General features: G+C 74.3%; 24 protein-coding genes and 1 pseudogene. 19 read left to right on the top strand and 6 right to left on the bottom strand.

What is annotated here, in order from left to right; all coding sequences use genetic code 11:
* Nucleotides 1-32: 32 nt before the first annotated feature.
* Nucleotides 33-395: a thioredoxin gene (gene trxA, locus AB0873_RS25150; RefSeq protein WP_155329016.1), complete on the bottom strand. Its 363-nt coding sequence runs from the start codon at nt 393-395 to the stop codon at nt 33-35.
* Nucleotides 396-946: 551 nt separating this feature from the next.
* On the opposite strand from trxA, the gene AB0873_RS25155 reads away from it, so the two are divergent.
* The 11 genes from AB0873_RS25155 to AB0873_RS25205 all read left to right on the top strand — a co-directional run bounded on the left by AB0873_RS25155 (nt 947) and on the right by AB0873_RS25205 (nt 9,297).
* On the top strand, nt 947-1,462 hold the full coding sequence (locus AB0873_RS25155; protein WP_366602601.1) for a MaoC family dehydratase: 516 nt from the start codon (nt 947-949) through the stop codon (nt 1,460-1,462).
* Between the two features lie 102 nt (nt 1,463-1,564).
* Nucleotides 1,565-2,131 (top strand): hypothetical protein, encoded by a 567-nt coding sequence (locus AB0873_RS25160; RefSeq protein ID WP_366602602.1) that lies wholly within the window; start codon nt 1,565-1,567, stop codon nt 2,129-2,131.
* A 34-nt stretch (nt 2,132-2,165) separates the two neighbouring features.
* The gene (locus tag AB0873_RS25165) at nt 2,166-2,789 is read left to right on the top strand and encodes an RNA methyltransferase (protein ID WP_155329013.1); all 624 of its coding nucleotides are present in this window, start codon (nt 2,166-2,168) and stop codon (nt 2,787-2,789) included.
* A gap of 72 nt (nt 2,790-2,861) precedes the next feature.
* Nucleotides 2,862-3,560: a DUF6758 family protein gene (locus AB0873_RS25170; protein ID WP_366602604.1), complete on the top strand. Its 699-nt coding sequence runs from the start codon at nt 2,862-2,864 to the stop codon at nt 3,558-3,560.
* A gap of 115 nt (nt 3,561-3,675) precedes the next feature.
* Entirely contained in the window at nt 3,676-3,834 is a 159-nt protein-coding gene (locus tag AB0873_RS25175) for a hypothetical protein (protein WP_168004014.1), read from the top strand.
* Nucleotides 3,835-3,840: 6 nt separating this feature from the next.
* Nucleotides 3,841-4,716, top strand: a complete 876-nt coding sequence (locus tag AB0873_RS25180) for a PH domain-containing protein (RefSeq protein WP_155329012.1) — start codon at nt 3,841-3,843, stop codon at nt 4,714-4,716.
* Nucleotides 4,717-4,798: 82 nt separating this feature from the next.
* Nucleotides 4,799-5,566: a SigE family RNA polymerase sigma factor gene (locus AB0873_RS25185; RefSeq protein ID WP_366602606.1), complete on the top strand. Its 768-nt coding sequence runs from the start codon at nt 4,799-4,801 to the stop codon at nt 5,564-5,566.
* Nucleotides 5,567-5,619: 53 nt separating this feature from the next.
* Nucleotides 5,620-6,813 (top strand): hypothetical protein, encoded by a 1,194-nt coding sequence (locus AB0873_RS25190; protein ID WP_366602607.1) that lies wholly within the window; start codon nt 5,620-5,622, stop codon nt 6,811-6,813.
* Between the two features lie 34 nt (nt 6,814-6,847).
* Nucleotides 6,848-7,702, top strand: a complete 855-nt coding sequence (locus AB0873_RS25195) for a PHP domain-containing protein (protein WP_366602608.1) — start codon at nt 6,848-6,850, stop codon at nt 7,700-7,702.
* A gap of 40 nt (nt 7,703-7,742) precedes the next feature.
* A complete protein-coding gene (locus tag AB0873_RS25200; RefSeq protein WP_155329009.1) occupies nt 7,743-8,357 on the top strand; it encodes a MarC family protein in 615 nt (204 codons plus the stop codon).
* Between the two features lie 31 nt (nt 8,358-8,388).
* On the top strand, nt 8,389-9,297 hold the full coding sequence (locus AB0873_RS25205; RefSeq protein ID WP_366602609.1) for a PD-(D/E)XK nuclease family protein: 909 nt from the start codon (nt 8,389-8,391) through the stop codon (nt 9,295-9,297).
* Between the two features lie 186 nt (nt 9,298-9,483).
* Here the strand turns inward: AB0873_RS25205 and AB0873_RS25210 are convergent, their stop codons facing one another.
* Together AB0873_RS25210 and AB0873_RS25215 are read right to left on the bottom strand one after the other, a co-directional pair.
* Complete coding sequence (locus AB0873_RS25210; protein WP_366602611.1) at nt 9,484-10,347, bottom strand: oxygenase MpaB family protein; 864 nt, start codon at nt 10,345-10,347, stop codon at nt 9,484-9,486.
* A 44-nt stretch (nt 10,348-10,391) separates the two neighbouring features.
* Nucleotides 10,392-10,820 carry a Fur family transcriptional regulator gene (locus tag AB0873_RS25215; protein WP_155329006.1) on the bottom strand — a complete coding sequence of 143 codons (429 nt, stop codon included), beginning with the start codon at nt 10,818-10,820 and terminating at the stop codon, nt 10,392-10,394.
* Nucleotides 10,821-11,017: 197 nt separating this feature from the next.
* On the opposite strand from AB0873_RS25215, the gene AB0873_RS25220 reads away from it, so the two are divergent.
* A complete protein-coding gene (locus AB0873_RS25220; RefSeq protein WP_155329005.1) occupies nt 11,018-11,500 on the top strand; it encodes a DUF2231 domain-containing protein in 483 nt (160 codons plus the stop codon).
* A 62-nt stretch (nt 11,501-11,562) separates the two neighbouring features.
* Here AB0873_RS25220 and AB0873_RS25225 read toward each other — a convergent pair whose 3' ends face one another.
* On the bottom strand, nt 11,563-11,892 hold the full coding sequence (locus AB0873_RS25225; protein WP_366602613.1) for a hypothetical protein: 330 nt from the start codon (nt 11,890-11,892) through the stop codon (nt 11,563-11,565).
* A 218-nt stretch (nt 11,893-12,110) separates the two neighbouring features.
* Between AB0873_RS25225 and AB0873_RS25230 the strand changes: the two genes are divergently transcribed.
* Together AB0873_RS25230 and AB0873_RS25235 are read left to right on the top strand one after the other, a co-directional pair.
* Entirely contained in the window at nt 12,111-12,287 is a 177-nt protein-coding gene (locus AB0873_RS25230; RefSeq protein ID WP_196255778.1) for a hypothetical protein, read from the top strand.
* 103 nt (nt 12,288-12,390) lie between these two features.
* On the top strand, nt 12,391-12,549 hold the full coding sequence (locus AB0873_RS25235) for a hypothetical protein (RefSeq protein ID WP_366602642.1): 159 nt from the start codon (nt 12,391-12,393) through the stop codon (nt 12,547-12,549).
* A gap of 14 nt (nt 12,550-12,563) precedes the next feature.
* On the opposite strand, the pseudogene AB0873_RS25240 reads toward AB0873_RS25235, so the two are convergent.
* Nucleotides 12,564-12,932, bottom strand: a pseudogene (locus tag AB0873_RS25240) (FmdB family zinc ribbon protein); the annotation flags it as partial.
* The gene (locus AB0873_RS25245) at nt 12,823-13,452 is read right to left on the bottom strand and encodes a 5-formyltetrahydrofolate cyclo-ligase (protein WP_366602616.1); all 630 of its coding nucleotides are present in this window, start codon (nt 13,450-13,452) and stop codon (nt 12,823-12,825) included. The gene AB0873_RS25245 and the pseudogene AB0873_RS25240, both read right to left, overlap by 110 nt.
* A gap of 85 nt (nt 13,453-13,537) precedes the next feature.
* Between AB0873_RS25245 and AB0873_RS25250 the strand changes: the two genes are divergently transcribed.
* The 5 genes from AB0873_RS25250 to AB0873_RS25270 all read left to right on the top strand — a co-directional run bounded on the left by AB0873_RS25250 (nt 13,538) and on the right by AB0873_RS25270 (nt 19,688).
* Nucleotides 13,538-15,739: a diguanylate cyclase gene (locus AB0873_RS25250; RefSeq protein ID WP_366602618.1), complete on the top strand. Its 2,202-nt coding sequence runs from the start codon at nt 13,538-13,540 to the stop codon at nt 15,737-15,739.
* Nucleotides 15,740-15,748: 9 nt separating this feature from the next.
* Complete coding sequence (locus AB0873_RS25255; protein ID WP_155329000.1) at nt 15,749-16,705, top strand: UTP--glucose-1-phosphate uridylyltransferase; 957 nt, start codon at nt 15,749-15,751, stop codon at nt 16,703-16,705.
* Nucleotides 16,702-18,015, top strand: a complete 1,314-nt coding sequence (glp, locus tag AB0873_RS25260) for a gephyrin-like molybdotransferase Glp (RefSeq protein ID WP_155328999.1) — start codon at nt 16,702-16,704, stop codon at nt 18,013-18,015. The genes AB0873_RS25255 and glp overlap by 4 nt, the downstream gene beginning before the upstream one ends.
* A 43-nt stretch (nt 18,016-18,058) precedes the next feature.
* Nucleotides 18,059-18,706, top strand: a complete 648-nt coding sequence (locus AB0873_RS25265) for a GNAT family protein (protein ID WP_366602619.1) — start codon at nt 18,059-18,061, stop codon at nt 18,704-18,706.
* 178 nt (nt 18,707-18,884) lie between these two features.
* Nucleotides 18,885-19,688, top strand: coding sequence for a hypothetical protein (locus AB0873_RS25270; RefSeq protein WP_366602621.1), 804 nt, complete (start codon nt 18,885-18,887; stop codon nt 19,686-19,688).
* Nucleotides 19,689-19,752 lie beyond the last annotated feature (64 nt).

Genomic DNA, 19,752 nt, shown 5'->3' on the forward strand with positions numbered 1-19,752 from the left:
CCATGCGGGCCCGGCCGTCATCGGTGCGTGGATCAGTGCTTGTGCTCGGCGAGCTTCTTGCGGACGTCGTCCATGTCGAGCCCCTCGACCTGCTCGATCAGGTTCTCCAGGGCCGACTCGGGAAGCGCACCCGGCTGCGCGAAGACGATGACGCCGTCGCGGATCGCCATGATGGTCGGGATGGACCGGATGTCGAACTTCGCGGCCAGCTCCTGCTGGGCCTCGGTGTCGACCTTCCCGAAGACGAGGTCGGGGTGCTTGTCCGAGGAGCGCTCGTAGACCGGGGCGAACCGCTTGCAGGGGCCGCACCAGTCGGCCCAGAAGTCGACCAGCACGATGCCGTCGCGGCTGGTCACCTCGTCGAAGTTTGCCGTGGTCAGCTCAACGGTTGCCATGGGAATCTCTCCGATCACCGCGGAATAGCTACGTCTGGTGGAACCAGGGCGTACCTCGTCGAATTCCCGGTCCAGAGGGGCTGAAACGGCTCGGGAAGGCGCGGGCGGGTGGATCACCATCATCGACCGCCGTCGGTGGCGGGTGAGTGTGCGGAGCGCAAGTGCATGCCGCACTTGCGTGACGAGGGGTGATGGGAGCGTTTCCATTGAGATCGCGGCCAGCGGCTGTTACGAATCGGTAACTTGAGGCCTGACATGGTGGTACCCAGCGTCAGAGATCGCTCCCACAACTGATCTCAGTGACCGAGAGTAGTGTTACAAAAGGATAAATGTGATCCCCGTCTCTGTCCGTTGGATGGTCGGGTGGGGCAGAATCTTTCGCATCAGAGCGTGGGCGGCGGGTGCCGGGGAGGGCCCCGCCGTTCATTGCGTCTCCCCCCAGGTCGCCGCCGATGTGACATTTCCCGGCCGCCACCGCCCCGCTCCTCGCCTTAACACCCGATAAGGCATGCTGTGCCGAACTCCATCGCCGCCCGTCGAAGGGGACAAGGATGCAGTTCGGCCGCTACTACGAGGAGTTCGAGGTCGGCGCGGTCTACCGGCACTGGCCGGGCAAGACGGTCACCGAGTACGACGACCACCTCTTCTGCCTGCTCACCATGAACCACCACCCGCTGCACATGGACGCCCACTACGCCGAGACGTCCAGCCAGTTCAAGCGGAACGTGGTGGTGGGCAATTACATCTACTCGCTCCTCCTCGGCATGTCGGTCCCGGACGTCAGCGGCAAGGCGATCGCGAACCTGGAGATCGAGTCCCTGCGCCACGTCGCCCCCACGTTCCACGGCGACACGATCTACGGCGAGACCACCGTGCTGGACAAGCGGGAGTCGTCCTCCAAGCCGGACCGCGGCGTGGTGGCCGTGGAGACCCGCGGCTACAACCAGGACGGCACGCTGGTGTGTGTCTTCCGGCGCAAGGTCATGGTGCCGAAGAAGGAGTACGCCGCGGCCGCGGTGTCCGAGGGCGTCGACCCGGAGCGGCCGAGCTTCCCCGAGCCGCGCTGAGACAGGCGTACCGGGTCGGGCCGGGCGCGTGACGCCGCCCGGCCCGGCGGCCTATTCCGGCGTTTGCGCATGGAAGGGGCCCTGTCCGGTGAACCGGGGCATATGCTGACGCCGGAGGTCCCCATGAGCCACTCCGTCGCCGGAGAGCCGTCCTCTGCCGGCCGTCGTGCCGTACCGCTGACCACCGCCGTCTACTCCACCGCCGAGTGGGAGTTGCTCACCACCCTGCCCGGCCGCGTCGTGGTGGCCGCCGCCGCCCCGGGCCCGGGGCGCCCGGGACGCGGGGTCACCGCCGGGCTGGCCGGGCTCGACGCCGTCGCGGCCGGTCGGGCGTTCGACAGCGACCTGGTCCGTGCCGTGGTGGCCGCGATCTACGCCCGCCACGACGGCGCGTCGCCGTCGGCCGGCCGGTTCGCCGACCTGGGGTCACTGTCGACGGCGCCGCCCGGGGCGTCGACGCAGACCCTGGTGGACCTGCTGGCCGCCGCCCGGGCCGCGGCCCGGGTGCTCCAGCGGCGCGCCGACCCGGCCGACTCGGCGGCGTACCGCCAGTGGGTGCAGTCGGTCGCGGCCCGCGTGTGCCGGGCGGAGCCGGGCGGGGACCGGTTCCCCGGTCCCGCCGACCGCCGGTTCCTCGACCGGCTCGGCGACGCGCTGGGCCTGCGCTGACCCGTGCCGGCGGTGGCCGTAACGTCTTGTGACCGTGACCGGTGAACAGCTCGACGTCGGTGTGGGCCCGTGGGAGGGCGACCCGCCGGACGACCCGCGGTACGACCCGGAACTGCTCGCCACCGGCGACCGGCGCAACGTGGTCGACCGGTACCGCTACTGGCGGCGGGAGGCGGTGGTGGCGGACCTCGACCGGCGCCGGCACGACTTCCATGTGGCGATCGAGAACTGGCAGCACGACCTCAACATCGGCACGGTGGTCCGCAACGCCAACGCGTTCCTCGCCGCCGAGGTCCACATCGTCGGCCGGCGCCGGTGGAACCGGCGGGGCGCGATGGTGACCGACCGCTACCAGCACGTACGGCACCACGAGACGATCGAGGACTTCGTGGCCTGGGCGGCCGGCGAGGGGCTGCCCGTGGTGGGCATCGACAACCTGCCCGGATCCCGGCCACTGGAGACCACGACGCTGCCCCGGCGCTGCGTACTGCTGTTCGGCCAGGAGGGGCCGGGCCTCTCCGACGCCGCCCGCGCAGCCTGTGACGAGCTCTTCTCGATCGCCCAGTACGGCTCTACCCGGTCGATCAACGCCGGCGTGGCCAGCGGCATCGCCATGCACGCCTGGGTCCGCGCGTACGGCGGACCGCCGCCAGCCTGAGCGGTCGGCACCAGGTGAACGGAAATGCCCGCTCCGCTTGACGGGGTCGCTCCACGGGGTGACCGTGGGGTGGTGAGCGTCGCGGTGAGTTGTCCCCGGTGCGGCGGCGAGGTCCGGCCGCCGGACCTCATGCACTCCGAGTCGCGATGCCTCCTGTGCGGGCCGGTCCCGCCGCTGCACGTGCCGGAGCGCATCGGGGCGGAGATCGTCGCCAGCGTCGTCGACCGCGTCACCGCCGCCGCCGACCCGCCGCAACGGCCGGCGGTCCCGCTCTGGTGCCCGTGGCCGCTGCCACCGGGATGGACGATGACCGGTGTGGCGTACGCCGGTGACGACCGGACCGGGGTGCGCGCCACGGCGATCGCCTGCGCCGGGCCCGAGCCGCTCGGCGGCGGCCCGGCGGACCTGGTCTTCGTGGCCGAGGAGCCGGGCGTCGGGCTGGGGACGCGCTTCGCCGGCATCACCGGGCCCGACCCGGGTCCGCAGCTCGCGGAGGCGCTGACCGATCCGGGGCCGGGGCATCCGGAGCACCACGGCCAGGCCAGGATCCGGGTGGGCGGCCACCCCACTCCACTGTGGCTCGTGAGCTCGCCGACAGATCGAAGCGCGTACGCCGGCGAAGCTCGGGGAATGTGGCTGCATGCGATAGCCTGGCCGGCGAGTGCGGGTCATCTGCTCGCCGAGGACGTCATCCTGTGCGACCTCGCCGAGTGGATGCCACCCGAGCTCGTCTACGGCGCACCATCTCCGTATCTGCACGGGAAGGCTTGACAAGTCACCCGGAATGTCGGAGAACGGACGCAGGAATAACTGTACGACACGGCGCTGATACTCTGAGTGCCGCTTCGGTAGACGGACCCGGCGCCGCGCGAGAGGATGGCCCGCCATGGTCAAGAAGGTCCTCACCTGGGCTGGTATCGCATTCTTGATCTTCTTCATCGCCTACCGGCCAAACTCCGCCGCCGACGTCTTCAAGTCCCTGGGCGGCGGCATCGTGGACATCGCCCAGGGGTTCGGCGACTTCTTCACCAACCTCGTCGCCTAGCCGTCGATGGGCAGCCCCTCCGGTCCCCCCTTCGACCCCGACGACCCAGACCGGGAGCGCCGGGAGCGAGACACGGAGCCCATCCCCCGCATCGGCCCGGACGACGGGCCGGGCTACGGCTCCGGTCCGGGCCTGTCCGACGGCCCTTCCCTTTCGGACGACGCCGGCTTCGGTGACGGTCCGGGCTACGCGGGTGAGGGGCGGTCGGGCCGGGCGTGGATCCGTGATCCCGAAGCCGGCTACCAGCCGCCCCAGATCTCCGAGGACGAGCTGGCCGGTCTGCGGGCGGACGCGGCCGGCATGGCACCGCGCCGGGTGCTGCCCTTGGAGGACGAGCCGAGTTCCCTCGTCGCCCGCTACCTGTTCCCCACCGAGCGGTACCGGGGCGAGTGGAAGCGGCACTGGATCCACCTCGCGACGCCGCTGCTCATCGGCATCGCCGCCACCTTCGTGCTCGGCTACCTCTCCGGCTTCCTCGCCGGGCAGGACGTGGGCGCCCTCACCACCGTCGCGGTGCTGCTCTGGTTCGCGGTGATGGGCTGGGTGGCGTGGAAGGTCGCCGACTGGTGGTATGACCGCTTCATCCTGACCAACAAGCGGGTGATGGTGGTCAACGGCATCATCACCCGGCGGGTGGCCATGATGCCCCTGGTCCGGGTCACCGACATGAAGTACGAGCAGACGCCGGCCGGGCGTGCGCTCAACTACGGCACGTTCGTGCTGGAGTCCGCCGGCCAGGAGCAGGCGCTGCGCGAGATCAAGAACCTGCCCAACCCGAACGAGCTCTACCTGCGTGTCGTCGAGGAGATGTACGAGCCGCAGGCGGTCGAGGCGCGGCTGGGCAAGGAAGCGGACGAGGCCAAGGCCGACGACGGCGCCTGAAAGTTTTTGTCCGAACATCGGATCAACGGCACACCATTTTCCGTGGGAGCCTGCCAGGCAGGACGGGGTACGGAGGTGGACGGTGGCGAGCAGGGACCCGCGGGAGGAGGAGTTCCGCGAGTTCGTCGCGGCCCGCTCGGGCGCGCTGCTGCGGACCGCGTACCTGCTCGCCGGTGACTGGGCCACCGCGGAGGATCTGCTCCAGACCGCGCTGACCAAGACGTACCTGGCCTGGAAGCGGCTGGGCGGGATCGAGGCCGTCGAACCGTACGCCCGGCGCGTGATGATCAACACCTCGACCAGCTGGTGGCGGCGGCGGTGGCACGGTGAACGCCCGACCGATGTGCTGCCCGAGCGGGCCGGGGTCGACGAGATCGAGCGGCAGCTCGACCGGGACCTGCTCTGGCGGCACCTGAGCGCCCTCCCGGCCCGGCAGCGCGCGGTGCTGGTGCTGCGGTTCTACGAGGACATGTCCGAGGCCCAGACCGCCGCCCTGCTCGACATCTCGCCCGGCACGGTCAAGAGCCAGACCTCCCGTGCCCTGACGACCCTGCGGCGGCGGATGGGAGTCGACGCCGCCGACCTTCCCGCCGAGCCGGCGTCGCTGCGGCAGCAGCAGCGGTCCACCCGTACCCCGGCACCTGTCGGCGTGCCGGCCCCGCGCACCGGCGTGCCGGCGGCGCAGGCCGGCGTGCCGGCCCGTCCGGTCGACGAGCGGCCGGGTGAGCCGACGGTCATCGGCGGAACAGCACCCGTCCCGCCAGCGGTGACCGAGGAGCCGCCGGTGCCGGTGGGAGCACCGACCGGCCGCCGTGCGGGCGCCGGCGCGCCGCGCACGGAGGACCGGTGAGCGCAGCCCGTCCTCGTGACAACCGGACCGCGCCCCCGGCGCGTCCAACAGGCGTGACGCGGGACGAGCTGGAGCAGGCGGTGCGGGAGACCCTCACCCGGCAGGTCGCCGAGCCGCGCCTGCTCGGCGCCGACCACGCCGACGTCGCCATCCGGCGGGCCCGGCGGGCGCAGCGCCGCCGCACGGCCGTCGGCCTCGCCCTCGCCGCGGTCATCACGGTGACCGCCAGCGCGGGGCTGACGCAGCTCGCCCGCGATCCCTCCGTCCCCGGTCCCGCCGTCGTCGTCCTGGGCGATCCCGAGGACTCCGGGCGGTCCGCCCCGACCCCCGCGCTCCCGCTCCCCGCCCCGGCCGAGCCGGCGGCGGTCGACCTGATCGTCGACGACGTGCTCGTCACGACCGCCGCGCGGCAGGTGAGGCTGACCGGGGTGGGAGCCGTCGAGCGTGCCCAACGCTCGCCCGACGCCGCCGGGTGGCTGCTCGTCGGGACCCCGACGCCGGCCGGCCGCTCGCTGTGGGTCGTGCGGCCGAACGGGGTCGCGCAGGTGCTGCTGGCCGGCGCGGCCGAGATCGCGCTGTCCCGCGACGCGCGCCTGGTCGCCTGGCGGGAGGGCGGCGAGCTGGTCAAGGGAAGCATCGTCAACAACCAGGTCATGACCGTGGCCCGGCACTCCCTGCCGGCCGGGGCGGCGCCGGTCGGCTTCGTCGGCGACGAGGTCCTGCTGCGGCTGCACGCGCAGCGCGGCGGTCACGGCGTCTGGGACCCGGTGACCGGCGAGACGACGACGGAGGCCGGCGCGGGCGCGCGCCACATCTACGGCGTACGCCCGGACGGGCTGGTCGTCGGGCAGGTTCTCGCCGGTACGCCCGGCCGCCCCTGTCTCGCGCTGCTCGACCCGGCCAGGGCGCTGACCGTGGTGCGAACCGGCTGCGGTCCCGCGCTCGCCGGCGACGGCCGTGGCACCGTGTCCCCCGACGGGCGCTGGTTGCTGGTGAACGGCGAGGCCACCGCCCTCCTGGTGGACCTGGACCGGATGGAAGGCGCGCCGGTGACCCGTCCGGCCGGGCCGCCCCTGACCGGGCCCGCCGTCTGGACCGCGGACGTGGCCGTCCACGTGGTCGACGGCAATCGCCTCGCCCGGGTCGACCCCGAGCCGGTCCTGGCCGGGCAGGCGGTGCCGACCCAACCGCTGGCCGGCGTGCCCGCCGACGTCCGTCCGCTGCCGGTCGCCGGCACCGGCTTCTGAGCGGATTGATCCGCTCGCCCGGTAGCTTCAGGCGATGAGCACGCGGATCGACCTGCACGCCCACTCCACCGCCAGCGACGGCACCCTCACCCCCGCCGAGCTGGTCCGCGCGGCGGCGGACGCCGGCCTCGACGTGCTCGCGATCACCGACCACGACACCACCGCCGGCTGGGAGCCCGCCGTCCGCGCGCTGCCGCCCGGGCTGCGCCTGGTTCGCGGCGCGGAGCTGTCCTGCCGGTGGTACGGCGAGGAGCCCGCGGTGCCGCTGCACCTGCTCGCGTACCTCTTCGACCCGGACCACCCGGACCTGGTCGCGGAGCTGGCCCGGGTACGCCTCGCCCGGGAGGAGCGCGGCGAGCGGATCGTCCGCCTGCTCCAGGCCGACGGCATCGAGGTGAGCTGGTCCGAGATTCTCGCCGGGGCGGGCGGCGGGACGGTCGGCCGGCCGCACATCGCCCAGGCGCTCATCCGGGCCGGGCTGGTCGCGACCACGACCGAGGCGTTCGGCCCGGACTGGTTGGGCGAGCGGTACCGGCTGCCGAAGGAGGACATCGAGGTCTTCGACGCGGTCCGGCTGGTGCTCGCGGCCGGGGGCGTCCCGGTCTTCGCCCACCCGCGCGCCACCCGGCGGGGACGGATCGTGCCCGACGAGCTGATCGCGGATCTCGCCGCGGCCGGACTGATGGGGCTGGAGGCCGACCACGAGGACCACTCGCCGGCGGAGCGGGCGCACGTCCGCGCCCTCGCCGCCGAGCTGGGCCTGCTGGTCACCGGATCGTCGGACTTCCACGGCAGCCACAAGACGGTCCGGCTGGGCGCGTTCACCACCGACGTCGAGGCGTACGAGCGGATCGCCGCCGCCGGAGTGACGGCGGTCGCTTCCGGCTGATCGGCGTTTCCGCTCCGGACGGCGCGGCTAGGTTGGTCGGGTGGATCTCAAGCTCTTCGGCGAGGTCTTCGTGACCCTGCTGGTGATCGTCGACCCGCCGGGCATGATGCCCATCTTCCTCGCGCTGACCGGGCCGCTGCCGGCCCGGGACCGGAACCGGGCGGCCTGGCAGGCCGTGGCGCTGGCGCTCGGCGTGATCGTGATCTTCGCGGTGGCCGGACAGACCCTGCTCGACTACCTGCACGTGGACCTGCCCGCGCTCCAGGCCGCCGGCGGCCTGCTGCTCGTGCTCGTCGCCCTGGAGCTGCTGACCGGCAAGGCGGACGACCCCAGCCAGCAGGTCACCTCCAACATCGCCCTGGTGCCGCTGGGCACCCCGCTCCTCGCCGGCCCCGGCGCGATCGTGGCCACGATGCTCTTCGTCCAGCAGGCCGAGGGCACGGCCGACCACACCGCCATCGCGGCCGCCATCGTCGCGGTGATGCTCGCGGTCTGGGTGGTGCTGCGCTTCTCCGGCGGAATCGTCAAGATCCTGCGCCCCGGCGGCATCGAGGTGCTGACCCGCATCGCCGGCCTGCTGCTGGCCGCGATCGCGGTGCAGCTCATCGCCGACGCGGTGGCCGCGTTCGTCAGCCAGTACACGACCATGGCCTGATCCTGTCGGGGCGGGGTGGCAGGATCGCGGTGTGCGACGACCCGGCCGACCTTCCACCTCCCCGCCGCGCCCCCGGGGCGCCGAGCCCGAGCAGCTCGGCTTCGAGGGCATGCCCGAGCGGCTGTTCGTCTGCACGCCCAGCAAGCTCGGGGCGTACGCCGACTGTCCCCGGCGCTACCGCTACTCCTACGTGGACCGGCCGGCCCCGCCGAAGGGGCCACCCTGGGCGCACAACTCGCTCGGCGCCAGTGTCCACACCGCACTGAAGAACTGGTACGCGCTGCCCGCCGAGCGCCGCCACCCGGAGGTGCTGGCCACGCTGCTCAAGGGCACCTGGGTCCGCGACGGCTACCGGGACGACGAGCAGGAACGGGCCGCCTACCGGCGGGCGCTGGGCTGGCTCGAGGCGTACGTGGCGACGATCGACCCCGACACCGACCCGATCGGTGTGGAACGGGTGGTCGCCGTGAAGACCGGCGTGCTGGCGTTCAACGGCCGCGCCGACCGCATCGACTCCCGCCCGGGGCCGGCCGGCCCGGAGCTGGTCATCGTGGACTACAAGACCGGCCGCGCCGGGCTGGACGCCGACGACGCGCGCGGCTCGCAGGCGCTGGCGCTCTACGCGTACGCGGCCGAGCGGACCTTCCGCCGCCCCTGCCACCGGGTGGAGCTGCACCACCTGCCGACCGGCACGGTCGCCGCGCACGAGCACACCACGGAGTCGCTCGCCCGCCAGGTCGGCCGCGCCGAGGAGACCGCCCGGGACATCATGGCCGCCGAGCGTGCGGTGGCCGACGGCGGCGACCCGGACGAGGCCTTCCCCACCACGCCGGGGCCGCGCTGCGGCTGGTGCGACTACCGACGCACCTGCCCGGTCGGGGCGGAGACGCCGGGCAAGGACCTCTGGGCCGCCGTCGAGAGCGGCGTCGGCCAGTCCTGACGCCCCGTCGCGGGTCGGGGCGCCGTCAACGGCGGGGGCCTGTCGCGGGTCACGGCGAAGGACGGCATCCCGGCTTCGGGAAGCCCTCGGTCTGCCGCATCCCGAGTCGATCATGTGCTGGGCCGGCCGTCCCCGTGCTCGCGACCCCGTCCGGCCGGCCCAGGCCGCCCCGGACCGGGCAGCGGGTCAGCCCGGCAACGGTGCGCCGGCCAGCCGGGCGGCCCGCTCCCTGGCGGCCTGCGGCATCGGCCCCTCCCGCCACCGGCGGGGCACCGCCGCCAGCGCCAGCCGCAGCGCGCGTACGGTCAGGTCGGCGGAGAGCGCGGTGGTCGGCAGGCCCAGCCCGCCGTACATCCGCCGGGCCCAGGCCGGCAACAGCGCGAGCGCCGTCCCGGCGATGCCGAGGTACGCCCAGCGGGGCGGCCCCAGGGTGAGCCCGAGCCGGGCCGGCAGGCTGAGCTTCCACGGCAGCGGCGGGGCGGTGAGGAACAAGGCGGTCTCGGCCGCCTCGCGGGTCATCCGCAGCTCGGGCCGGACCGTGCGGTAGTACGCGGCCACCTCGGCCGCCGTCCCCGGAACGGTCTCCGGGGCAAGCCCCACCAGGGCGGCCGCCCGCCGCTGCTCGGTGTAGTACCCGTCGATCTCCTCGGCGCTCAACGGCACCCCGGCCCGGCGTGCGGTGTCGAGGAACGACTCCACCTCGGTGACGTGCACCCACCGCAGCAGGTCGGGGTCGTCGATCCGGAACTCCTCACCGGTCAGCGGGTCGGTGGCGCGCATCCGCCCGTGCAGTCGGCGCAGCCGCCGCCCGGCCTCCTCCGCCTCGGCGGTCGTGCCGTAGATCGTGGTCCCCACGTAGGTGGCGGTGCGGACCAGGCGGCCCCAGGCGTCCGAGCGGTAGTTGCTGTTCTGCGCCACCCCGGCCATCGCCCTCGGGTGCAGGGCCTGCAGGTAGAGCGAGCGCAGGCCGGCGACGATCAGGACCGGCTCCTCGTGCACCTTCCAGGTGACCGAACCCGGGCCGAAGAGGCCTACGTCGTCGGAGTCCACGGATCAAGAGTGCCACGACCGGGAGCGTCCGGCCGGGCGTGCGGTCACTCGTCCGCGGAGCGCCGGGCCTGGCAGGAGGGGCAGAGACCCCAGAAGGTCACTTCCGCCTCGTCCACCTCGAAGCCGTGGGCGGTGTGCGGGTCGAGGCAGGGCGCGCTGCCGACGGTGCAGTCGACGTCGGCGATCTCGCCGCAGCCCCGGCAGACCACGTGGTGGTGGTTGTCGCCGACGCGCGCCTCGTAGCGGGCGGGGCTGCCGGCGGGCTCGATCCGGCGGGACAGCCCGGCCCGGGACAGCGCACCCAGCACGTCGTACACCGCCTGGGTGGAGACGGAGTCGAGGCGCTCCCGGACCCGCCGGGTGATCTCGTCCACCTCCAGGTGGCCGCCGGCGGCGAGCACGTCGAGGACGGCGAGGCGCGGCCGGGTGACCCGAAGGCCCTTCGACCGGAGCAGCTCCTCACCAGCGGACATGTGCCAATGACAGCACGCGGCAGGTGAGTCGACAACCGAGCCCGGAGCCGGGTGGCCCCGACCACAGCCGGGAAGTTTCCGGAAACACTGTGAACCGGTCGGACGAGGCGCGCGTGTAGCCCCGGTGAGAGTCCTGGGCGGGCGGACCGGTGCACCGTAGGCTGGCGTCCCGCGATCGCTCCCTGCCGGAGGTGCCGATGTTCAAGGAGATCCTGGGTCTACCGGCGCATGCGCTGGTGGTGCACGCGGTGGTCGTGTTCGTACCCCTGCTCGCGCTGCTGTCGATCGCGTACGTGGCGCTGCCCCGGTTCCGGTCCCGCATCGACTGGGCGATCGTGCTGCTGGCGGTGGCGGCGCCGATCACCGCGTGGGTGGCGGTGCAGTCCGGCGAGGAGCTGACCGACGTGTTCGTGGCCCGTGGGCTCCAGGGGCCGATCGTCGACCAGATCTTCGAGCACTCCCGGTACGGCGACCTCACGTTCCGGTACGTGCTGCCGCTGGCCATCGCCGCCGTCGTGCTGCTCGTGGTGACCAGCGGCCACCCGCGCGTCCCGAAACTACCGTTCTGGGTGACGCCGGCGCTGTCGGTGGTGGTGGTCGTGCTGGCCGGCGCGAGTCTCGTGTACGTCTACCTCACCGGGCACAGCGGCGCCGAGGCCGTCTGGGGCAACACGCTCTGACGCCCCTCGCGCCCGGCACGCGCTGACGCGGCTCCGCCCGGACCCGGCACGCCGACGTGGCGTCAAAGGACCAGCCGCGAGCAGAGCAGGCACATCAGCACCAGGAGCAGCACCCCGGCCACGGCACCCACCGCCCAGGTGAGTCGCTGCGCCCGCTGCTCGGCGAGGTCGAGCTCGGCCATGTCCTGCGGGGGCAGCCGCCGGGGCGGTGGTGGCTGCACGTGCAGGGGCGGCCGCCAGCCGCTCGGGGGCGGGGTGGTGGGCGGGGGACCGGCGTACCCGCCGGCCGGTGCCGGCTGCTGCGGTGCCGGGCCGGTCTGGTCCGGGGGCGGACCGTCGGCGCCCGGGCCGGGCCGCCAGTAGTCGTCCGGGGAGCTGCCGGGGGTCGTCACGCCGTCCGACGCTACCAACGCACCGGCCGTCCGACGCCCGGCGCGCGCGGTCGCCCCCGGATCGGCGCACGGACGCCGTACGGCCCGGCCGGCGCACCGCCGCGCGCCGTCGCCCTCCGGATCGTGCACGGGGCCCGGCCTCCGGGTCGGCGCACGGGGGCCCGGCCTCCGGGTCGGCGCACCGGCGGAGACATCCCGCTGCGCTAGTCTTGCCGCTCGTGAGCACCGAGGACCCCGCGACGCGCGGCGACGACGACCGGCTCGTCGACCTGAGCGACGACGACTTCGTGATGCTGCCCGAGCAGACCACCGACGACACGGACCGCGGCTGGGGCGAGCGCTCCGGCGGCAACGACGACTGGCTGCTGGAGCAGCGCCCGCCGCACTGGGACTGACCGTCAGGCGTTAAGAAGGGCCCCCTGTACAACGCGAGGCGTTAACAGGGGGCCCTTCCTTACACCTCAGGAGGAACTGGCGCTGCTCGCGGCCGGGGCCTTGGTGGTGCTGCCGGAGGAGCCGTTCGACGACGAGGACGTCGACGTGGACGTGGACGTGGACGAGCTGGACGACGAGCCCGAGTCGCTGCCCGCGGCGGGCTTGCTGGCGGAGGTGCCGCTGCCCGGGTCGGAGCCGGACGAGCGGGAGTCGGTGCGGTAGAAGCCCGAGCCCTTGAACACGATGCCGACGGAGTTGAACAGCTTCCGCAGCCGACCCTCGCACGTCGGGCACTCGGTCAACGGCTCGTCAGAGAAGGACTGCACCGCCTCGAGCTGGTGACCGCACGCGGTGCAGGCGTACTGGTACGTGGGCACGTTCTCCTCCGGTTCTGGCGCGGCCGGTTGGCACTCGACGTCTTCGAGTGCCAATGGTGCGTCATCGCCCCGGATTCGTCCAGCGGAAGTGTGGGGCGCGACACCCGCCCGCGCCCGGTCACGCCGGCGGGGCGGCGTCCAGCGTACGCAGGCCGCCGGCCGGGGTGACCACCGCGCGGACCGGGCGGTCGTGCGCCTCGGCGGGCAGCTCGTCGACCAGTTCGCCATCGTGCAGGGGCACCACGGTCAACGCGGTCGACGGGACGCGGGCGAGAGCGCGGTCGTACGAGCCGCCGCCCCGGCCCAGCCGCACGCCCCGCCGGTCCACCGCCAGCGCCGGCACCACCACCAGCTCGGCCTCGGCCACGGCGGTCACGCCGAGCCGGGGCCAGGTCGGCTCCCGCATCCCCCGCCCGGCGGCCACCAGCGCGTCCGGCCCGGCCCACGGCGCCCAGTTCAGGTCGAGGTCGTCGCGCAGCACCGGCAGCAGCAGTTCGGCGCCCGTCGGCAGCGCCGCCTGCAGCACCGCCGGCAGGTCCGGGCCACCCGGCTCGGAGGCCACCGGCACGTACGCGGTCATCCGGCGCGGGCGCAGCCGGCGTACCAGGGCCACCAGCTCGGCCTGGACGCGCCCGGCGGCGGCGATCAGCTCCGGATCGGTCAGCGTCCGGCGGCGGGTGAGCAGCGCGGCCCGCGCCTCGCGCTTCGCATCAGGGGTCACTTCCGCTCCATCAGAAAAATCCGGCACGCAACACTCCTGACGCAACGCTGGTCATGTGGTGGCTCTGTGTCAGCATCGCAAGCATCGGCCGGCGAAGTTCCGGGGGGACCGAGTGACACTGCGCGGGCGCCTGACCGCAGCCTTCCTGACGGTGGTGCTCGGCCCGGTCCTGGTCGGGGCGTTCTTCGTGGGGTCGGCCGTGGCGGTGGTCGACCGCAGCCGGTCCACCGAGCGGCTCGCCGTGGCCGCCGCCGCCGTACGCACGTCGGTGGACGCCCTCTGTCAGCAGCTCCGCGCCGCCGCCGACGCGGTGGCCCTCACCGAGGACCGCGCCGCCGCGGCCGGTCAGGTGGTCAGCCGCGGGCTGGCCGCCGCCGTGCTGGTCGCCGACGTCGCGGGCGGTGTCGTCCACGCCACCCCGGGTGCCCCGCCGACCCCCTGGCGGGACTGCTCGGCCGGCGTCCCGGCGGCCGGGCCGCCACGGGCCCTCGCCGCCCGGGTGGACCTGCGGGACGCGGCCGGGGCGCCGCTGGGCACGGTCACCGCCGCGCAGCCGGTCGACCCGGCGTTCGTGGCGCGGCTCGCGGCGGTCACCGGGGTGGCGGTCACGTTGCTGGACGGGCCCGAGTCGCCGGTCCGGCTCCGCCACACCACCGAGTCGGCCGGGGTACGCGACGCGGTGCTCGCCGCCGCCGGCGGGCTGGACGGCGAACGGGTCGTCGGCACCGCCGACGGCCGGTACGTGCGCCGCGTCGGCCCGTCCGAGGGGCAGCCGCTACCGCTGGTGCTGTCCGTCCCCAGCGACCAGCCGCCCGGCCTGTACGCCGCCCTGGTCACCGCCGTGCTGCTCGCCGCCCTGCTGGCGGTGGCCGCCGCGTGGCGGCTGGCCCGGGTCACGACCCGGCCGCTGGTGGAGTTGGCGGGCGCGGTCGACCGGGTCGCCCGGGGCGATCTGACCGCGCGGGTGCCGGTGCGCAGCTGCGACGAACTCGGGCGGCTGGCCGGGGCGTTCAACCGGATGACCCGGGAGACGGGCACCTACGTGGCCGCCCTGACCAGCAGCCGGGACCAGCTGCGCGGGCACCTGGCCGTGCTGGGCGACACCCTGGCCAGCACCCACGACCTGCAACGCATCCTGCGGGTGATCCTGCACAGCGCGATCGCCGCCACCGGGGCCCGGGCCGGGGCGGTACTGCTGGTGGACGCGGGCGGGTCGCTGGTCGCGCAGGCCACGGAGGGGTTGGCCGGCCCCGACGACCCGCCCGGGCCGGTGCGGGTGCCGCTGGACGGCGGTGTGGTGGGTGCGGTCGCGGTGACCGGGGAGCCGCGACGCGGCCGGGTGGAGCCGTCCGCCGTACCGCCGGGCGAGCCGCGTTGCCGCACGTACATCGCGGTGCCGTTCGCGGCCCCCGGGGAGGGCGGGGTCGCGCGTCCCGACGGCGCGGCCGCCCGGTCCGCCGTGGACGGGCCCGCGACCGCGCTCGGCGTGCTGGCCCTCTACGACCGGCTCGGCGGCGACGAGTTCGACGACGACGACCTTGTCACGCTGCGCACCTTCGCCGGCCACGCGGCCGTGGCGGTGGACAACGTGCGGGTGCACGAGGAGGCTCAGCGGCTGTCGCTGACCGACCCGCTCACCGGCTTGTGGAACTACCGCTACCTGCGGGAGTCGATCCGCCGGGAGGTGGAGCGGGCCAGCCGGTTCGGCCGGATGCTCAGCGTCCTCGCCCTCGACCTGGACCTGTTCAAACACGTCAACGACACCTACGGGCACACCGCCGGGGACACGGTGCTCGCCGAGTTCGCCCGCCGGGTACGCGACGAGATCCGCGAGGTGGACCTCGCCTTCCGGCAGGGCGGTGAGGAGTTCGTCGTGCTGCTGCCGGAGACCGACGCCCGGGGCGCCACCATCGTGGCGGAACGGCTCGGCACCGCGGTCCGGGGCACGCCGATCACCGTGGACGGGCCGGACACGCCGATCCTGGTGGCGGTGACCGTCTCCATCGGCATCGCCGTCTACCCGGACCACGGCAGCACCGGGCAGCAGGTGCTCGACGCCGCCGACGAGGCGCTGTACGCGGCGAAGGCCGGCGGGCGGGACACGTGGCGGGTCGCCGCCGTGGCCCGCGCCGCCCCGCCGGTCCGGGAGATCCCGGTACCGGCGGGCGCGGTCACCCCGGACGACGGCCTGCCCCGGGCTGGTGCCCACCGTGAACTGCCGGCCGTCGACGGCGCGCCCGAGCCGGTGTTACCCGCTCCCGGCGGCGGCGCGTCTTCCGGTCCTCACCCGCCACGGCAGAGCCGTGGCCGATAGTCTCGCGACATGTCGGAGCACTCAGCGAACCCCTCAACGACGGCCGCCGCGACCGGTCGTTCCCGCGCGGTCAAGGCCGTCATCCCGGCCGCCGGACTCGCCACCCGGTTCCTGCCGGCCACCAAGGCCGTGCCCAAGGAGCTGCTCCCGGTGGTCGACCGGCCGGTGCTGCAGTACATCGTCGAGGAGGCCACCCAGGCCGGCCTCAGCGACGTCCTGCTGATCACCGGGCGCGGCAAGACGTCGATGGTGGACCACTTCGACCGCCGCCCCGACCTGGAGGAACGGCTCGCGAAGAAGCCGGAGCTGCTGGCCGCCGTCAAGCGGACCGAGGAGCTGGCCGCCATCTACACCTGCCGGCAGCCCGAACAGCTCGGCCTCGGGCACGCCGTCGGGTACGCCGAGTCCCACGTCGGCGACCAGCCGTTCGCGGTGCTGCTCGGCGACGAGTTCGTCAAGCAGTCCGAGCCGCTGCTGCCGGCCATGCTGGAGCTCCAGGCCCGCACCGGCGGCGTCGTGCTGGCCTTCTTCGAGGTCGACCCGGCCGAGACCACGCGGTACGGCATCGCGTCCGTGGAGCCGGCCGAGGCGGAGCTGACCGACATCGGTGAGGTCGTCAAGGTGACCGGCATGGTGGAGAAGCCCAAGCCGGAGGACGCCCCGAGCAACCTCGCCGTGCTCGGGCGCTACGTCCTGCCCGGCCGGATCTTCGACGCGATCCGCCGCACCGAGCCGGGCAGCGGCGGCGAGATCCAGCTGACCGACGCGATGGAGCTGCTGCGCACCGAGGGGGTGCCGGTCCACGCGATCGTCTACCGGGGCACCCGCTACGACACCGGCATGCCGCTGGGTTACCTCCAGACCGTCGTGCAGATCGCCGTCGAGCGCGACGACCTGGGTGCCGAGTTCCGCAAGTGGCTCGCCGAGTTCGTCAACTCCGACGCGTCGGGCGGTCCGAATACATGACCGCGACGGCCGACGCCGAGGCGGCCGCGAACGAGTTGACGCCGCTCGCCGACTACCTGGGCAGTGTGCTGCGCAGGTTACGCGCGCTGCCTCCGCTCGACCTCGACCTCACCCAGGCGTACGGCAACGTCCTCGCCGAGGACGTCGTCGCGCCGCACTCGTATCCCGCCTTCGACCAGGCCGCGGTGGACGGGTACGCGGCGCGCTGGGAGGACATCGCCGGTGGTGGCCGGGGGGTGGGCTACGTCCCGGCCCAGGCCGGTTCGCCGGGCGGGCGCGCCGTCCGGCTCAACGTGGTCGGTGACCTGGGCGCCGCGAGCTGGCGCCCGGTCCGGCTCACCCCCGGGGCCTGCTTCTCCGTCGCCGCCGGGGCGCCCCTGCCGATCGGCGCGGACGTGGTGGTCCCGGTGGAGTGGACCGACCAGGGCATGGCCGCGGTGGAGATCCACCGCGCCCCCAAGCGGGGGTATGGCGTCCGCAAGGCCGGTGAGGAACTGTCCGCCGGCACCCCGCTCGCCCGCGCCGGAACGTACGTCTCACCGGCGCTGGTGGCGGTGCTCGCCGCCACCGGCATCGGGCACGTGGTGGTCCGCCCCAGCCCCCGGGTGGTCATCGTGGCCACCGGCGACGAACTGGTGGAGGTGGGCCGGGGCAGCCAGCCCGGCCAGGTCGTCGACGTCAACTCGCACGCGCTGACCGCCGCCGCCGCCGAGGTGGGGGCCCTCGCGTACCGGGTGGGCATCTGCGACGACGACCCGGAGGGGCTGCGCGGCCTGCTGGAGGACCAGACGCTGCGCGCCGACCTCATCATCACCACCGGCGGCACCGGCACGGGACCGGGCGACATGGTCCGGCGGATCCTGTCCCGGAGGGAGGGCAGCCGGGCGGGGCCGGTGACGTTCACCGAGGTGGCGCTCTACCCGGGCACCGCCCTCGGCTTCGGCACGGTCGGCCCCGAAGAGGTGCCGGTGGTCTGCCTGCCCGGCGAGCCGGGTGCCGCGCTGATCGGCTTCGAGGTGCTGGCCCGGCCCGCGATCAACCTGCTCGCCGGAGCGGAGCCGGTGTTCCGGCCCAGCGTCCGCGCGCACCTGCTGGAGACCATCTCCTCCCCGGCCGGGCTGCGCGAGTTCCGCCCGGCGCACGTCGCCGAGCGGCGCGGCGGCGGCTACACGGTCCAGCCGCTGCGCGGCGGGCCGCTGACGCTCTCCGGGCTGGCCGAGGCGAACGGCCTGATGGTGCTCGGCGAGCGGGTCACCACCGCCGCCGCCGGGTCCACCGTGGACGTGCTTCTGTTGGACCGACGTCGATGAGTCTGCTTGCCCTGGGCCGCGTCCCCGACGGAGGATCGGCCGGGTGAGCCTTCTGGGACGCCGTACGCCCGGCTGGCCGGTCGTACTCGCGGACGGTCCGGTGCTGCTGAGACCGTACCGGCGCTCCGACGCCGCGGCCTGGTCGGAGGTACGGCGAGCCAACGAGGCCTGGCTGGCGCCCTGGGAGTCGTCCCTGCCCGGCAGCTGGCACGAGCTGAACTCGCCCGCCGCCTTCCGCTGGGTCCACCGCGACCAGCGCCGCTCCGCCCGCCTCGGCGAGAGCATGCCGTTCGCGGTCTGCCTGCGCGAAAGCGGCCGGGAGAACCTCGTCGGGCATCTCAACATCGGCAGCATCGTGCGCCGGGCGTTCTGCTCCGGCTACGCCGGCTACTGGGTGGACTCCCGGGTGGCAGGCCGTGGCGTCGTCCCGACCGCGCTGGCCCTCGCCGTCGACCACGCGTTCGGCCCCGGCGGGCTGCACCGGGTCGAGGTCAACATCCGCCCGGAGAACCGGCCGTCCCGCCGGGTGGTCGAGAAGCTGGGGTTCCGCGAGGAGGCGTACCACGTGCGCTACATGCACATCGACGGTGCGTGGCGTGACCACATCGGGTACGCGATGACCAGCGAGGAGGTCGCCGCCGAGGGCGGGTTGCTGGCCCGCTGGCAGCGGCTGCGCGCCGCAACCGGGTGAACCGTCCCACCCGTGACGATCGGCGCGGCGTGTCACCATCAGGCACGACCGCCCGTAACCTCAGGTAACTGCAAGCTGCGGCAAGCGCGGCCCGTCCGTACGATCCTCGCCCCCGAGGCTGATCGGTGAAAGATCCTGCGGTCGGGTGGCGGTTGCTCCGAACTCGGTGACGGGAGGGGTGAGGGTGCCGACCTCGGTGCTCCTCGCCGTCCTCGCCGCCGCCGGCCTGCTCGCCCTCGCGCCGGCGCTGGTCCGCCGGTACGACGCCACCGAGCGGCTGGCGGCGGAGCGGGCGCAGTCGACGGCGCGGGTGCTCCAGCGCCGCCGGCGGCGTCGTACTGTCCCGGGTCGCCGCCCGGTGAACCCTCCGCGTACCTTTGTCGTCACGCTGAGTGAGGAGACTGGTTCGGGGGGCCGCGCCGCACCCGTCTCCGCCCCGCCCGGCCCGTCCCGTCGGTCGGACCGGCTGCGGACGGTCCCGCCGGCCGGTCGCGGCTCCGGGGCCGCCCGCCGTCGCCCACCCCGCCACCGCCACCACACCCCGGCCGTCTACCGGCGCCGCCGGGTGCTCGCCGCGCTGCTGCTGCTCAACACGGTCGAGTTGGTCGGCGTGCTGGTCGTGGGCCCCGGCTTCTGGATCGGCTTCGCGGTCACCGGCACGCTCCTCATCGTGTACGTCGTACACCTCCGCTCCCGCGCGCTCGCCGACCAGCGGCGCCGGCGCGCGCAGGCCCGCGAGGCCGCCTGGCTGGCCGCCCGGCAGGCCGAGGTCCGTCGCGAGCAGGCCCGCCGGGCGGCGGCCCGCCGGGAGGCGCAGCGCCGGCTGGCGGCCCAGCGGGAGGCCGTCCGGCGTACGGCGATGGGCCTGGACCGGCCGGCCGACCTGCCGGCGGTGGCGAACGGCGGCACGGTCTCCTACCGGCGCACGGGCGGCCTCCGCGGCCGCCCCTACCAGTCCGGCCGCGGCACCCACTCGGCCTGACCGCCGGGTGGCCGGCCGCGGTGAGCGCGCAACGTCCGGGAAGTCGGGGTGCCGCGGTCGGGGT

This window comes from Micromonospora sp. NPDC047707, assembly GCF_040704235.1.
Lineage (GTDB): Bacteria > Actinomycetota > Actinomycetes > Mycobacteriales > Micromonosporaceae > Micromonospora.